This window comes from Microbulbifer sp. MCCC 1A16149 (assembly GCF_050368945.1).
Lineage (GTDB): Bacteria > Pseudomonadota > Gammaproteobacteria > Pseudomonadales > Cellvibrionaceae > Microbulbifer.
This window is the reverse complement of the sequence record NZ_CP185959.1, coordinates 3,910,697-3,925,551: the sequence shown is the minus strand read 5'-3', so window position 1 is coordinate 3,925,551 and position 14,855 is coordinate 3,910,697. Positions and strand designations below refer to the sequence as shown.

Annotated in this window: 11 protein-coding genes and 1 tRNA gene; 5 read left to right on the top strand and 7 right to left on the bottom strand. The window is 58.6% G+C overall.

Annotation, left to right across the window (positions count from 1 at the left end; translation table 11 throughout):
• Positions 1 to 680 precede the first annotated feature (680 nt).
• From ACONT6_RS16150 to ACONT6_RS16130, 5 genes are all read left to right on the top strand, one after another.
• On the top strand, positions 681 to 3,248 hold the full coding sequence (locus ACONT6_RS16150) for a VWA domain-containing protein (protein WP_428819446.1): 2,568 nt from the start codon (positions 681 to 683) through the stop codon (positions 3,246 to 3,248).
• 311 nt (positions 3,249 to 3,559) lie between these two features.
• Positions 3,560 to 4,399 carry a 23S rRNA (adenine(2030)-N(6))-methyltransferase RlmJ gene (locus ACONT6_RS16145; protein WP_428819445.1) on the top strand — a complete coding sequence of 280 codons (840 nt, stop codon included), beginning with the start codon at positions 3,560 to 3,562 and terminating at the stop codon, positions 4,397 to 4,399.
• 216 nt (positions 4,400 to 4,615) lie between these two features.
• Entirely contained in the window at positions 4,616 to 7,396 is a 2,781-nt protein-coding gene (locus ACONT6_RS16140; protein WP_428819444.1) for a TonB-dependent receptor domain-containing protein, read from the top strand.
• A 156-nt stretch (positions 7,397 to 7,552) separates the two neighbouring features.
• Positions 7,553 to 8,101, top strand: coding sequence for an RNA polymerase sigma factor (locus ACONT6_RS16135; protein WP_428819443.1), 549 nt, complete (start codon positions 7,553 to 7,555; stop codon positions 8,099 to 8,101).
• On the top strand, positions 8,101 to 9,147 hold the full coding sequence (locus ACONT6_RS16130; protein ID WP_428819442.1) for a FecR family protein: 1,047 nt from the start codon (positions 8,101 to 8,103) through the stop codon (positions 9,145 to 9,147). The genes ACONT6_RS16135 and ACONT6_RS16130 overlap by 1 nt, the downstream gene beginning before the upstream one ends.
• A 41-nt stretch (positions 9,148 to 9,188) precedes the next feature.
• Here the strand turns inward: ACONT6_RS16130 and ACONT6_RS16125 are convergent, their stop codons facing one another.
• The 7 genes from ACONT6_RS16125 to ACONT6_RS16095 form a co-directional block, all read right to left on the bottom strand.
• The gene (locus ACONT6_RS16125; protein ID WP_428819441.1) at positions 9,189 to 9,803 is read right to left on the bottom strand and encodes a cation transporter; all 615 of its coding nucleotides are present in this window, start codon (positions 9,801 to 9,803) and stop codon (positions 9,189 to 9,191) included.
• Between the two features lie 32 nt (positions 9,804 to 9,835).
• The gene (locus tag ACONT6_RS16120; protein WP_428819440.1) at positions 9,836 to 10,216 is read right to left on the bottom strand and encodes a VOC family protein; all 381 of its coding nucleotides are present in this window, start codon (positions 10,214 to 10,216) and stop codon (positions 9,836 to 9,838) included.
• 84 nt (positions 10,217 to 10,300) lie between these two features.
• Positions 10,301 to 10,576 (bottom strand): hypothetical protein, encoded by a 276-nt coding sequence (locus ACONT6_RS16115; protein WP_428819439.1) that lies wholly within the window; start codon positions 10,574 to 10,576, stop codon positions 10,301 to 10,303.
• A 362-nt stretch (positions 10,577 to 10,938) separates the two neighbouring features.
• Positions 10,939 to 11,014 (bottom strand) — tRNA-Phe (locus ACONT6_RS16110).
• Positions 11,015 to 11,180: 166 nt separating this feature from the next.
• A complete protein-coding gene (locus ACONT6_RS16105) occupies positions 11,181 to 11,456 on the bottom strand; it encodes an oxidative damage protection protein (protein ID WP_428819438.1) in 276 nt (91 codons plus the stop codon).
• Between the two features lie 15 nt (positions 11,457 to 11,471).
• Entirely contained in the window at positions 11,472 to 12,593 is a 1,122-nt protein-coding gene (gene mutY / locus ACONT6_RS16100) for an A/G-specific adenine glycosylase (protein WP_428819437.1), read from the bottom strand.
• A 102-nt stretch (positions 12,594 to 12,695) separates the two neighbouring features.
• Positions 12,696 to 14,810, bottom strand: coding sequence for an AsmA family protein (locus tag ACONT6_RS16095; RefSeq protein ID WP_428819436.1), 2,115 nt, complete (start codon positions 14,808 to 14,810; stop codon positions 12,696 to 12,698).
• Between the last annotated feature and the right edge of the window lie 45 nt (positions 14,811 to 14,855).

The following is a 14,855-nucleotide window of genomic DNA, read 5'->3' as shown; positions in this document are numbered from 1 at the left end:
CCTGATCAGAAAGGCGCAAAATAGCCCCCAAAATGCCTAAAAGGAGGCATTGTTCGCATTTCGTGGCATCTATAGCCTCCATCCCCGCGCGAATTGTTCTCCCCTCTCGCCGTGTCTGCAGCAGCACAACGCAGTCCGTTCCCGAGTTGTGCGAGAGGTATTGATCCGCAAAAAAAGCTACGCCACTTCCGCCTTGAAACGCTCTTCGGTGGAACGGAAAAAAATTTTACCTGGGGGATTTTATGTACAGTCGATTGCTACTCGTCTGCTCGTTTTCACTTGTTCTCGCCGCATGCGGCGGTGGAGGCGGGGGATCCGATGGTGGTGGAAGTGGAAGCAGTGGTGGGGGGAGCTCCAGCAGTAGTTCAAGTTCCAGTTCCAGTAGTTCGAGCTCAAGCAGTGGTGGGTCCAGTTCTAGCTCCAGCTCTAGCGGTTCTAGCAGTGGCGGTTCCAGCTCAAGCAGTAGTGGTGGTAGCACCTCATATATCGTTTCCACCAGACTCGGGACGGGCCTTGTCGTTGAGCCCGGGAGTGCAACCGTTGAGGAAGGCGGAGTAGCAAGTTTTACCCTGTCTCAAAGTAGCGCCGGATATCTTGTAGAAGATGTTGCTGGTTGTGGTGGTAGTTATGATGCGGCGTCGGGCGTCTATACCACTGGCCCGATAACCGCAGATTGTGAAGTGGTAGCGAGTAGCCAATTAGCGGTAAATCTGCAGCCCTATACGATTACCGCAACGCAACCGTCTATCGTCACCATGATTCAGCGGGTGGTAGATCGCAGCAGTGGTGAGCCGGTTACCAGCCTTACCCTGGATGACTTCAACGTTCTGGAAAATGACACGCCTATTGCGGAGCGCGAAGCCTTTCTGGATCTTGAGCCGATTGATCAGATTCCCTACCAGCTGAAAACTGTATTGATGCTGGATGTCAGCTCGAGTGTGACGTCTTCTGACCTGGTCGATGTAAAAGCTGCGGCGGCAAAAATCGTCGATAATCTTATTCAGAACCAGCAGATTGCTGTTTACGTGTTTGATGACACGGTCCGCAGGGTGAGTGATTTCAGCGGCGACAAGGAGGCCTTGAAAACGGCAATTGACGGCATCACCGGCGGCGGCCCTTCAACAAATCTGTATGGTGCAGTAGTCAACGGTTTCAGCCAATGGAGCAACAGCTTCACCCTTGATCAGGTGACCCATGGGGCTCTGATTCTGATTACCGATGGTAACGATACTGCATCGTCTTCCACTCTGGGTGCGGCCCTCGCAGCCAAAGGCGACAAGGATTTCTTCGCGCTTACCGTCGGCAGCGAAATCGATCCGGATCCGCTGGTGCAAATTGTGCTGGGTGAAAAGCTGGATTCCATCGCCGAGACCGACCGCGCCTTGGCTTCGAAACGACTTTTCAGTGTAAGCAATTACGGTGAGGTGGATACGGGTCTGCAGCAGATTGCGGCGGAAGTAGAGCGGCTGACGCAAGGCTTGTATTTCCTCTACTACGCCACGCCCAAGCGCTCCGGAACTCATACAGTGACTGTGAGTATCGAAAACAATGCACCCTGTTCCGAGCTGGATGTAAATTGTGTGACGTCACTTTCCGGAAATTTTTCTGCAAGTGGATTTAGCAATGTCTTGCCCGAATTGCTGTTCAGCGGGCCGGAAGGCACTCTGCGGCCGGGAAATACTTACCAGCTTTCCGGGCGCGTGCGCTGGTCAAACCCGCCGTACGAATTTACCTGGGCACTGGAAAATCTTGATGGCCAGATGACGCTCGAGGTAAACCCGGAAGATCCCAGCAAGGCAACCCTCAGCATCGCCTCTTCTGCCCAGGTGAGCAAAGGTTCCGTTACGCTTTCTGTTCTATTGCAGGGCGGCAGCGGCGATGAACTGGTCAATACGGTGGATTACGAGGCCGGTATCTCAGTAAGCGGCCCGGACGGTACGATTCTCGACACTATCCAGCTCAGGGGCGGACAGTCTTTGGCGCTTACTGCAGATGTTGCCTGTGATCAATGTAGCTGGTGGCTTGATGACTCTGCAGTGGCCAACCTTAGTGTCACTACCGGCAACCGCGTGAACCTCTATGCAGGAAGTTCCACTGGATACACCAAGCTGACGATTCAGGATCAGTTGTCTGGTGTTTCTTCAAGTTACGCCGTCGAAGTTGGCTTCCGCCCGGGGACCAGCGAGGATGTACAGATATCCTATGACGGCACTCACTCTTTAGCCCTGAAGGCAGATGGTAGTCTGTGGGCATGGGGCTGGAACATCAACGGATCGTTGGGAACCGGTGACACGTCTTCCGTCTACGTGCCTACTCGAGTGGGCGCAGGCAGCGACTGGGTAAGTACAGCGGCAGGCAGTCACGCTTCCTTTGCCATCAAGTCTGATGGCACCCTGTGGGCGTGGGGGCAAAATGGCGCTTATCAGCTGGGTACCGGCGATGAGAATCTCGTTGAGCAGCACCTTCCCGTGCAAGTCGGTGAAGACAGTGACTGGGTAAAGGTTTTCGCTGGTGCGCAGCGTGGTTTTGCGATCAAGTCCGATGGCAGTCTTTGGGGCTGGGGGCATAATCAATACGGGAGGCTCGGCACCGGCACTGATTCACCTGGCTTTGCGGAAACACCCGTACAAATTGGTACCGATAAGGATTGGGCAAGTGTCAGAGCAGGCCGATACCACACCATGGCGCTGAAAACCGATGGCAGCCTGTGGGCCTGGGGGCACAATAATGTTGGTCAACTGGGTACTGGAAATAGCGACCCACAGTACAGTCCGGTGCAAGTGGGTGAAGAATCCGACTGGAGCGTTGTCGATGCCGGTAACTCCCATACGGTCGCACTGAAATCAGATGGCAGCCTGTGGACCTGGGGAGATAACGGCAATTACCAGCTGGGCTCAGCGGATAATACGCTAGACCTCAACGTCCCCACTCAGGTTGGCAGTGACACGGATTGGACGTCAGTGGATGCCGGCTCGCATCACACACTTGCCGTTAAATCCGGTGGCAGCCTGTGGTCCTGGGGAAGAAATGTTGACGGACAAGCGGGTATCGACAGCACCGACAACTATGCGATAACGCCGACACAGGTTGGAGCCGCTTACAACTGGACCGGTGTGGTCGCGGGAACGAACACTTCCTTTGCGGTAAGCCGCGATGGCTACCTGTGGGGCTGGGGTGACAACGAGTACTACCGGTTGGGCGTCGGTTCCGTGAGCGATAAAAGGGCGCCCGTAGTTGTTGGCTTCTAACTTGAGTAGTTAACCGCTAAATAACCAGGCGAATCTAAAGGGGGCTTTGTGCCCCCTTTTTTTAGTTTGCGTGCAGGTCATGTACAGGGGCTATCCGGCTCTCAGCAAGGTTGTCAGGTTTGATTAAAAATTGATTGTCACCGACTAAAAAGCGCCCTAAAGTTCGCCGGCATTCCGGTGAGCCCAAAAGATCGGGCCCTTTCCCCCTCCTCGAGGATGCTCACCCGCCGCTGCCCACATCCTCCCTTTTTATTGTCCGGCAGCGTTTGTCCTCGTTGTTTTGTCCTGGTTATTGCGCCCGGGTGGGTTCCATGCTCAGTTATCGTCACGGTTTTCACGCCGGCAACTTTGCCGATGTGCTCAAGCACTGTGTGCTTGTGGAAATTATTTCCTACTTGCAAAAGAAAGATGCGCCTTTTGACTATATCGATACCCATGCGGGTGCCGGCGGTTATGCCCTGGCGTCGGATATGGCGCAGAAAAACTGCGAGTACCTCAATGGGATCGGCCAGCTCTACGGGCGTTGCGAACTACCGGGACTGCAGAATTATCTGCGTCTGATCGAGGGGCTGAACCCGCAGGGCAGATTGCAGCAGTATCCCGGCTCGCCGTTGATTGCCGCACAGCTGCTGCGCCCCCAGGACAAGGCCTGGTTGTTCGAGCTGCATCCCAGCGATGCGGAAAAGCTGCGTCAGACCCTCTCCCGCGGGCGCCAGTGTCGGGTGCGCGAGGAAGACGGATTTGCCGGGCTGTCGAGCCTGCTGCCGTGCAGCTCGCGCCGCGCCCTGATTCTGATCGATCCGCCCTATGAACAGAAAGAGGACTACCGGCGGATAGTCACCGCGCTGCAACTGATTCACCGCAAGATGGCCACTGCAACGGTGGCGCTCTGGTACCCGGTCGTGGAGCGCCATCGCATTGACGCGCTGGAAAAGCAGATCGCCGGATCCGGCATGCGCAACATCGAGCTGTTCGAGCTGGGTATCCGCGCCGATGCGGATGGCCACGGCATGACCTCCTCCGGCATGATCGTGGTCAATCCCCCCTGGACACTGCGCAAGCAGATGCAGGAGTTGCTACCCGCGCTGGCCGCAGACCTGAGTGCCGATGGCAAGGCTCACTACCGCTGTGTGACCCTGGTTGCAGAATAGGGGAGCGGATCGGGCGGCGCTGTGCGTCTCAACTTGTCACCTCCCGGAAGATTGTTGTATGTTTTCCAGACAGAACAATAATCAACCGGGCGCGTGATAGAAGCGGCGACTCCCCCTGGCAATGGTTCGGGGGAATAAAAAGCTGCCATCGCGTCACCGGAACCCCCGCTATCTGCCCCTGTGGCGATCGCCGGGAACAGCGATGACGACTAGCCTATGTCCAAGACCTGCCTCAGGTCACTACCCGCCCTGTTGCTGGCGGCACACGTGAGTGCCGTGCCGGTGGCTTTTGCCGTGGATGCTGCTCCGGATCCGAAGGGCGATACCGGACCGGGACATTCCGCACAAGCCACCACCTACCAATTCCAGATTCCCGCACAACCACTGGACCAGTCACTACTGGCATTCTCGCGCCAGACCGGGCTGGCAGTCATGGTCGCCACCGCCCAGGATCGCGCCGTCAGCACCCCGGGCGGCCAGGCGCCGGCCGTGGCTGGCGAATACACTGCCGAAGCCGCCCTGGAGCAGTTACTGGCGCAGTCGGATTTCCGCTACCGCCGGGTGGATGGCCAGGGTGTGGTGATTCTGCCCCCGAAATTGCCGGCTGTAGAAGCGGAGCCGGAAGCGCAGATCATCGCCGAGGCGCGTCCGCTGCTGGAGGAGATAGAGGTGGTGGCGAGCAAGCGCCGCACCAATCTCCAGCAGACGCCCATGACCGTCACCGCGATCAGCGGCGGCACCCTGGAAGAACGCAATATCGACAGCCTGGAGCAGCTGGCGGCAGAAGTGCCCAGCCTGCAGGTGGCGCGCAACGGAGATCACACCGCATCCATGCTTTACCTGCGCGGGGTGGGATCCGACAACCATACCGAGGCGGGCGATTCCGGGGTTGCGACCCATGTGGATGGGATTTTCAGCAGCCGGGTGCAGGGTTCAGCGGTGCTGCTTTACGACCTGGACCGGGTCGAAGTGCTGCGCGGTCCCCAGGGCACCCTGTTCGGGCGCAACTCCACCGGCGGGGTGATCAACTACCACACGGCGCGACCGCTGGACGAATGGTCGTCGGAAATGTCCGTAACTCTGGGCAACTACCGGCAGCGCAAGATCAGCGCCGTTGCCAATGCACCGCTGACCGACAACTGGGCGCTGCGCTGGGCGGGGGTATCCGAGCAGGCCGACAGCTATACCGACTACACCGAAGATTCGATTCACGCGGATCGCGACAGCCGCTACAACAATACCCACCTGTTCAGCCATCGCCTCAGTTCCAGCTGGCAGATCACGGACAGTCTCGACTGGTGGCTCAGCTACGAGCGTTTTGAGGATCGCGGTGCCGGCAGTCTCCCGGTTGTCGATTATTCGACCCCGGTTACCATCGACACCCCCGGGCGCACCCGGCTGGACCAGGACGCGCTGCGCAGCCGCATGGAGCTCAGCCTGCCCGGCGGTGCATCACTGGTGTATATCAGCGGCTACGGCTATACCCGTCGCGCCCAGGACTGGGACGCGGATCGCAGCGGCGCGGTTGGCAGCGAGACAGACCCGGCCATTTATCACCAGAGCAATCGCACCATCTGGTCGAAATACCGAGCGCGTCAGCACGAAGTGCAGCTGAAAAGCCGCGATGACCAGCGGCTGCGCTGGCTGCTGGCGTATTTCAATTTTGCAGAAAAGAATGCGATCCGCTTCGACCTGGAACATCAGGAGCCCGACGGCGGCGGTTGGGGCGGCGCGCCGGCACACAGCTTCCTGCAACCGGAACGCGGCTCCCGCCTGGATGCGGTATACGGCCAGTTGGATTACGACCTGAGCGCGCGGTGGCAGGTCAGTGTCGGTGCCAGAAGTGGTCGCGACCAGCGCTATGACCGCGGCGGGCGCAACATCGCCTGTCCGGACCTGATTCGCAGCGATCGCGGTGGCGAGCTGGGCCCCGTCGCGGTCAATCGCGAATCTGCCGACCCTGGCCAGTGTTATGTCGCCAACTACAACGACGTCGACCGCACCTGGCGCAGCACTACCGCCATGGCGCGCCTCACCTATCATCCTTCGGACAATACCCTGCTGTATCTGCACTATGCGGAGGGGTTCAAGCCGGGCATCGTGCAGGACGGCGCCAAACTCAGTGGCACATACCTTGGCGCCGAGGACCCGCAGTACCGGAAGGCACTGGAAACACTGTTCGAGCGCAATAACCGCGGCGCCGCCTTTGTCGGTCCGGAAACCAGCGCCAATGTCGAGCTGGGGTTCAAGCTGGGCCTGCTGGATGGCGCCATGACCCTGAACGGCGCGCTGTTTGATACCCGTTACCGGGACCTGCAGGTATCCGGCATCGCCGTCGCAGAGGATGGCACCGAGTTGATTCGCAGCACCAACGCCCCCTCCGCCACCATTCGCGGTATGGAACTGGAATTGAACTGGGCCAGCAGTCTCAATGGGCGGGTGGCCGGCTTTGTATCCCTGCTCGATGCGCGTTACGACCACTTCCTGGCGGTAGACAACGAGTTTCCCGACCACGGCCAGACCTGGAACCCCGACGCCGGCGATCCGCAATTCCCCAACCTGGTGGACTTTAGCGGTAACCGCCTGAAGCAGGTGCCGGAGATCAGCCTCGGCCTCAACTATCGCCACAACCTCTCACTGGGTAACTGGGCACACGCTACCGCACGGCTGGGAGTGCAATTCGCCTCGGATATGTACTTCGATGAGGCCAATCGCGGCGATCGCAGCGGTAGGTTGCTGGATAACCGCAGCGGCGAGTGGCAGCAGGATCCCGCCGGTCCCGCGGACAATATCGATCGCCAGCCCACCTGGAGCCGCTGGAGTACCGGGCTCAAGATTGAACCCAACCGGGGCAACTGGTGGCTCGATCTCTATGGCGAAAACCTCACCAATACCGCCGTCGCCAACGATGTACAGGAGGCGGATATCGCGGTGCCCGAGTACTACTACGGTGCGCCGCGTACCTTCGGCCTGCGTGTTGGCATCCAGATCGACTGATCGACTGAATAGCGCCGCCTATTCATTATTTTTCTGCCGTGGGGGGACGATCCGCTTCTCTTATCCGTTCTATCGGCAAGAGAAATAGATTTCAGCGCCCGCCAGAGGCGTCTTCCAAGCAGACAAATACAACAAAAATGATGGTGAAGAGAATCCATGGCAACAGCGTGGGCTAGCCAATTGGCGACCGAAAACGACAAGGACCTGGATTACTACTACCGCGAATATCATCAGGAACTCTGTCGATATGCGGTGAGTAAATTCGGACTGTCGTACAGCGAGGCTGAGGACCTGGTGCAGGAAGCATTTGCACGTATGGCACCCCAGCTCCGGGTTGGCGATATCGAACACGTGCGGGCCTTCCTGTATCGCTCCGTGCACAACGCCACGATTGACGCGTTGCGCAAGGGGCAGGTACGGGAGAGTTATGCACAGTCGGTACAGGACGACCCCGACCGGGAGCAGGACACCCTGAGTCCGGAGCGCGTTGCCACCAGCCGGCAGTTTCTGGGCCTGATCAATCGCGCCCTGTGGAGCATGCCCCACAAGCGTCGCCGGCTGTTGTTGATGAATCGTGTCGATGGCCTCTCCTACGCGGAAATAGCGCGGCGGGAAGGACTCTCGGCAACTGTAGTTAAAAAGCATGTAGCGAAAGCCCTGGCCGGGTGTCAGGAAGCGCTGCGTGCACATGGTGGAGAATTGTGATGACGACTGGCAACAGTCACCTGCAGACAGATTTCCGGCGCGTGGAGGCCGAAGCCCGTGAATGGTTTATGCTTCGCGGCGAGCGCAGCCTCACGAGTGACGAGCAGTCCGCGTTTGACGAGTGGATGCAGCAGGTACACAACCGCGGCGCTTACCAGCGCCTGGAACAGATCGATCGCAGCCTGGCGGCCCTCGCCGCCGGTCCGGAGGGCGCACGCCTGCGCCAGCCCGGGGGGCTCTCCGGCTGGCTCGACAAGCTGAACAACTACTTTGGTATTGCGCCGGCCGCCGGCCTCGCGTTTGCCTGCACTTTGATGCTCGCTGTGGGGGTGGTTTACCTGGCCCCGTGGCAGGCTGAGCCAGGGCCCCAGGCCTACGCCGCGGAACTGGCACAACAGCGCACCGTAACCCTCAACGACGGAAGCCGGGTAACCCTGGGTGGCGACTCCGCCATCGAGGTCGCATTCAGCGATACCCGCCGCAGTGTGAAACTGCTGCGCGGACAGGCGTTCTTTGAAGTCTCCAAGGATCCGGCGCGCCCGTTCTATGTGGGCGCGCGCGAGGCGGAAATCCGCGTGGTAGGCACCCGCTTTGATGTGCATGCCGGCAGCACCCTGCACCCGGCGACAAAAGTCACTGTCGAGGAGGGTATCGTCGATGTCGCCGGTCGCCCGGCAGGCGGCGCTGCTACTGTGAGCCAAAGCGGCCCGAAGGTGCGTCTGGTTGCCGGTCAGCAAGTCAGTGTCGATCAGTCTCAGTTGAGCCGTGTCACTACCGTGGATACCACTCAGGTTGCCAGCTGGCGTCAGGGAAAATTCAGCTATCGCGACGCACCGTTATCCGAGGTGGTTGCTGATGCCAATCGCTACCGCAAAAACCGTATCGTGATCGGTACCCGCGAACTGGAAAACCTGCGCGTGACCACGGCTTTCACCGCTGACCAAGCCGATACCCTGGTGGCGATGCTCGAGCAGTCACTGCCGGTGCGTGTGTTCAAGGAACCTGATGGCCGCGTGGTGATCTGGCCGGGTACGGTGGAAGAATAAAAGCGGTATAAGTAAAAAAGCCCGGAGATTTCCGGGCTTTTTTATGAGTGTTCGCTGCGCTGGTTTTGCGCTGCCCTGGCTTCGCGCAGTATTTTCCAGCCACCGCGGATAACCACGAGCGAAATAATGCTCCCGATAATCAGGTCGGGTAGCCGGCTGTCGAGAGCTGCAACGAGCACCCCAGAGACTATCACCCCGAGATTGGCGATCACATCGTTTGCGGAAAATATCCACGAGGCTCGCATATGCACGCCGCCTTCGCGGTGTTTTGATATCAGGGCGAGACAGATGAGATTGGCGATAAGTGCAGCAGCACCGACGCCCATGATGAGCAGGCTATGTGGCTCGCTACCAAATAGCAGCCTCCTGAACACTTCGAGCAGAACACCCGCGCCCAATAGTATTTGCAGGATACCGCTGATTCTGGCTGCTCGAACTTGAAGCATAACGCCGCGGCCAACCGCGTAGAGGGAAATCCCGTATACCAATGCATCGGCCAGCATATCGAGTGAATCGGCGATCAGCCCAGTGGACTGTGCCAGCCAGCCCAGAATCAGTTCGACAACAAACATCAAACCGTTGATGGATAGCAGCGCGATTAACGTATTTTTCTCGAGTTTCTCTGCTTGTTCTGGGTTGCAGCCACAATCTGACATTTTTAATTTTTTACCTGGGCTTTATTAATGAACTATTCGCTTCGCTCTACCCTCCACGGAGGGTTCAGGCGATTATTTCCAGCCCAGTAGAGCTTGATCTTGTTGCCTGACGGATCATGCAGTACTGCCTCCCGCCAAAGATATGGCATATCTGTAGGCTCCTGGTCGAAGGCAAATCCATTTTCCTTGAGGTTCGCCACCAGCATATCCAGCGAGCTATTTTCAAAGTAGATGACCGCGCGGCTTGTAAAATCTTCAGGTTCAAGTGAAAGGGAAAATGTGGAGTCTCCCTCGGGGCATTCGAAGCGGGCGTAATGGGGCGTATCCACGATTTGCAGAAAACCCATGCGCCGGTAGAAGTCTGTAGATTCCTCCATGTTTGAAACTGGTAGGGTTACCTGGTTCAAATTCATTCTTTAATCCTGCAAGTGACGAAATAAATTGGCTGAGATAAGTTTTCACCGTTTGGGGGCAAGCGCAAGCTCTGGTTGAATGTATTAGTCAGAGCTATCTATCGATTTAATGGCAGTATGTACAAGGCCATCTATCAAATTGCCCTTCACCGAACGGATTTTTCTTTTTTCGTCCAGCCTTCTCTGCTCGAGCATTTTTTCTCGAGGAGTTTTTCCCAAGTCTCGAATATCCTCGTTACTATTGGATGAATAGGCATCTGGATCTCCAGACCACAAATCTGCATGCAACATGTCTTCCTGGCTTGCACACCCTGAACCAGCTGCGACAAAAATAGCGATGAGAAGAAATTTATTTTTCATTATTCCTTGGAGCTCCATATAGCCACTAGAGTGCTCTGAGCATGGCTTGGCAAGAACGCGAGGGACATTAAACCTCTATGTTGATGGCAAATCTATCGTAGCAGGTAGGTCAACTTTCCCCCGGTGTCCGTTATTGCTTGTTGCGGATTTTAGGCTGGTTGAAATTTCGACAGCTTGGTTGCTGGGGGATTTGGAGCGAAAGGCGTTCTGGCGATGAGAGGGTATTTTTGTGGAGTGGTTTTTTGGATGGGAGCGGAGTGCCTGCAGCAAATCGCTGGCGCGATCCGTCGAACTGCGGTGGTTCTCGACCGCTCCGCGCAAGCATAAAAAAAGCCGCACCCTTTCGGGAGCGGCTTTTTGTATGGTGCCCAGAGGCGGAATCGAACCACCGACACGGGGATTTTCAATCCCCTGCTCTACCGACTGAGCTATCTGGGCTTTGCTGATTTCGGGGATGTCCCCGGCAGCGAGGCGCGTATTAAACCTGCTCTTCCGGGGGGAGTCAACCCCTTGATTGATAAATAGTTTTTGCTGTTTGTGAGCGGTTGCTTACCCGGCGTGGTTATCTTCACTGCGCCGGGTGCTGTGGCGCTGGTGGGGTGCGCTATTTGTCCGCTTCCGGCACGTAGCCATCCGCTGCGTCGTAGTCTTCCCCGCTGAGGAATTTGGCCATCTGCTCGGCGAGGTAGGCGCGGGCGGAGGGCTCCATCATGTTCAGGCGCTTCTCGTTGATCAGCATGGTCTGGTGCGCCATCCACTCCTGCCAGGCCTTGGCGGAGACGTTCTCGTAGATATCCTGGCCCTTGGGGCCGGGGAAGGGCGGATTGGGGAGACCTTCCAGTTCCTGTTGGTATTTGCGGCAGAAGACGGTGCGGGACATGGGTTCTCCTAGGTTTCAGCAGGGCGCCAGTAATGGCTCCTTGAGCGCGACAAGCTGTTTTACCAACTTGGCGATTGGGGCCGGCACTCCCAGATCCTGTGCGGATCGGGGCCGGTCGAGCTGGCGCAGTTTATACCAGCCACTGGGTCCTTCTGCCACCTGTGCCGGTCTGGACGGCAGAGTTATCCACACCGGATGAATGTCCAGATGGAAATGCGTGAAGGTGTGGCGCATGGGCGGCAGGGCCTGGATCTCACCGGCATCCATGTCCCTTGCGGCCAGCCATTCCTGGGCGCTGGCTTCACCGCCGTCGTCCCCTTCCAACTGTGGCGGCGTCCACAGGCCGCCCCAGATTCCGCTGGCGGGGCGTTGCTCGAGGTAGAGTTCGTCGTCGTGCTCGATCAGCAACAGGGTAGCCTGGCGTTCCGGTTTTTCCTTCTTCGGCTTTTTGCCTGGATAGGCGGTGGGGTTGCCCTGGGCGCGGGCGACACAGTGGTTTTCGAACGGGCAGCGCTCGCAGGCGGGCCGGGAGCGGGTGCACAGGGTGGCGCCCAGATCCATCATCGCCTGGGTGTAATCGCCGGTGCGCTCTGCGGGCGTGTAGCGCTCGGCGATTTCCCACATATCCCGGGCCACAGCGGTTTGCCCGGGCCAGCCGTGGATGGCGTGGATGCGGGCCAGAACCCGTTTCACATTGCCGTCCAGGATCGCTGCCGGCAGTCCCATGCTGATGCTGGCAATGGCGCCGGCGGTGGAGCGGCCGATACCGGGGAGTGCTTCCAATAGCTCTACATCCTGCGGGAATTCGCCGGAGTGGTCGTTCACTACGGTCTGTGCACACTTGTGCAGGTTGCGCGCGCGGGCGTAGTAACCGAGGCCACTCCAATGGGCCAGTACCTGATCCTGGCTGGCGGCGGCGAGCGCCTGCACCGTGGGAAAGGATTCCATAAAGCGCTGGTAGTAGGGGATGACCGCGGTGACCTGGGTCTGCTGCAGCATGATCTCGGAGACCCACACCCGGTAGGGGGTGATGTCCTGTTGCCACGGCAGGTCGTGGCGCCCGTGCTGGTCGAACCATTTGAGCAGGGCCTGCTGGAAGCGGGCTGGCGTCTTGGGCTTGGGGGCAGGATTTGGCATAGGTCGAAATAAAAATGGGCACCGCAGAGGGTGCCCATGCTATCGGGATAAGGTTGTGAGGGATAGCCCACTCTGCCGGCAGGCTCCTACGGGCGTTGGGTATTAATCCCCGCGGTTGAACAGGCCTTTGAACTTGTCCTTCAGCTTGTCTTTCAGGTCCTCGGTCTTTTCTTCGACCTTGTCGCCGTACTTCTTCTCCGCTTTGTACTTCAGTTCCTCGCGGATCAGATCGTCGAGTCGACGGCTGTCCGGTTTACAGGTGGTGGCGCCGGCCTCGTCAAACTTGGCTTTGCAGCGCAGCGGCAGCGCGCGATTGCGCCAGCGGCTGTTCTGCACGGAACAGCCATTACCGGAGGTTTTTTCGCCTACCAGCGCGAGGCCGAGGGCGAAGTCGAATTGCTGCTGTTCCAGATCGACGGTGCCGTCACCGGTCAGCGCGATATTCTCGATACCCGCATTGATGCCCTCCACCTTGGCAACATCGCCATTCAGGTTCACGCTGGTGCGCAGGTCTTGCAGGCGGGTTTGTGCGGGCCACTCTTTTTCCGGCATCGGGGTTTTCTCGGCGTAACTCACCAGTTGGCACATCCCTTTCTCCAGATTGAATGGGGCCAGTGACAGCTCCTTGGAGTTGAGCTGTACCGCGGCGCGCAGGTTTTTCTGCAGCGCCAGGGTGTCGGCGCCGTTGGTCTGGCCCACCCAGGTAAGATCGGTTTTGCCGGACAGGGTGACTTTCTTGGCATTTGCCGCTTCCGGTTCATCGCTGGCGAACAGGGCTTCCTGCACCTTGGAGATCTCCACGCCGGTGAGGCCGCCGCTCAACTCGCCGCGGGCAGAGTTGCCGCGGGCATTGAACACACCAGTGCTGTTGAGGGTGCCGCCGTAGAGGCCAGCCGCCAGTTTGTTCAGCTGGTACAGGCCGTTATTCACGTTCACTGCCAGTTGCGGCTGGTCGATCTCGAAGTCCAGTGCGTGCAGTTTTTCCAGGGTCAGGTCCAGCTTGGCGTTAAAGCCTCGCATGGATTCGAGGGGCAGCGGTACCGGTTGGGCTGCGGCCACATCTGCGGTCAGTTCGTCCGGCTGCGGGCCGGCTGCCGGCGGGGGCAGGTAGTCGTCCACATTCAGCTCGCCGCCCGTCAGGGACAGGGACACGCTGGGGACCCCGTTGGCCGTGGTGCTGGCCTGGAAGCTGGCGCTGCCTTCGAGACGGTTGTCGTCCAGTACCAGTTGCAGTGGTTCCAGGAACATCTGCTTGTCGGTGCCGCTGATATCGGTCTCGATATGCAGTTTCTGCAGGGCGCTGCTGCTCTGCGGTTTGAACTCGCTGCCCACCGCGGCGAGCCAGCCGGTGATCGGCTCGACGTCCACATTCAGGTTCAGCTGGATCTGCCAGGGGGCATCGGACTTGGCGCGACGCACATTGCCGCGCAGGTTGATTTTCGCCTCGGCGCCTTCGGCTCCGGTGAGCTTGATATTGGCGGGTTGTACCCGCAGGCCGTTCAGGCCTTCGTCGATGGCGAGGGTGCTGTGGATATCCAGGTTCACCGGCTCGGGCAGATCGCTGCCTGCGATTTCCGCGCGCAGCTGTACTTCACCGGGCTTGCCGCCGGGTACCAGATTGTCTGCAGAAATATGCAGCTTGCTGATGGCGTATTCGGTGCCGGTCTGTTTGTCGGTATAGCGTAGTACACCGTCTTCCAGGCGCAGTTGTTCCAGAGCCAGTTCCAGGCCCTGTGCAGGTTCAGCGCTCTCTTCAGGCACATCCAGTTTGGGGGGCTGTTCCTGCTGCTGTTTTTCGTCCAGCTCGGCCTTGGCATCCATGGCCTCGGTGATCAGTTCCCAGTTGCCTTTGCCGTTCTGGTCCACGGTGAGTGCAACCTGCGGGCCCAGCAGGACGACCTCCTTGGCTTCGATACGTTTGTCCAGCAGTGGCATCAATGCCACGCCGACAGCCACTTTGTCCGCTTCCAGCAGGGACTCACTGGGCAGTGCCAGCGGTGCCAGTTTCACGCCTTCGAGCTTGAGTGCGATGTTGGGCCAGATCTGCCAGCCGATATCGCCGTCCAGGGTCAGGGCAATGCCCTGGTCCGCGGCCAGTTTGACGATTTTCGGTTTGTACTGATTGGCGTCGAGGCCGGAGAGGAACCAGGCGATAACACCGGCAAACAGGGCAAAAAGAACAACGAGGGTGATAAGTCCGCGCTTGATCCAGGCCATACAGAGGTTTCCTTAAATCTGGTATTGGCAAAGGAGGATGCTGCC

What these genes read in the sequence shown, in the direction of transcription:
- ACONT6_RS16145 (WP_428819445.1), top strand. Translation starts at nt 3,560, where the DNA reads ATGCTCAGTTATCGTCACGGTTTTCACGCCGGCAACTTTGCCGATGTG.
- ACONT6_RS16140 (WP_428819444.1), top strand. Translation starts at nt 4,616, where the DNA reads ATGTCCAAGACCTGCCTCAGGTCACTACCCGCCCTGTTGCTGGCGGCA.
- ACONT6_RS16135 (WP_428819443.1), top strand. Translation starts at nt 7,553, where the DNA reads ATGGCAACAGCGTGGGCTAGCCAATTGGCGACCGAAAACGACAAGGAC.
- ACONT6_RS16130 (WP_428819442.1), top strand. Translation starts at nt 8,101, where the DNA reads ATGACGACTGGCAACAGTCACCTGCAGACAGATTTCCGGCGCGTGGAG.
- ACONT6_RS16125 (WP_428819441.1), bottom strand. Translation starts at nt 9,803, where the DNA reads ATGTCAGATTGTGGCTGCAACCCAGAACAAGCAGAGAAACTCGAGAAA.
- ACONT6_RS16120 (WP_428819440.1), bottom strand. Translation starts at nt 10,216, where the DNA reads ATGAATTTGAACCAGGTAACCCTACCAGTTTCAAACATGGAGGAATCT.
- ACONT6_RS16115 (WP_428819439.1), bottom strand. Translation starts at nt 10,576, where the DNA reads ATGAAAAATAAATTTCTTCTCATCGCTATTTTTGTCGCAGCTGGTTCA.
- ACONT6_RS16105 (WP_428819438.1), bottom strand. Translation starts at nt 11,456, where the DNA reads ATGTCCCGCACCGTCTTCTGCCGCAAATACCAACAGGAACTGGAAGGT.
- mutY (WP_428819437.1), bottom strand. Translation starts at nt 12,593, where the DNA reads ATGCCAAATCCTGCCCCCAAGCCCAAGACGCCAGCCCGCTTCCAGCAG.
- ACONT6_RS16095 (WP_428819436.1), bottom strand. Translation starts at nt 14,810, where the DNA reads ATGGCCTGGATCAAGCGCGGACTTATCACCCTCGTTGTTCTTTTTGCC.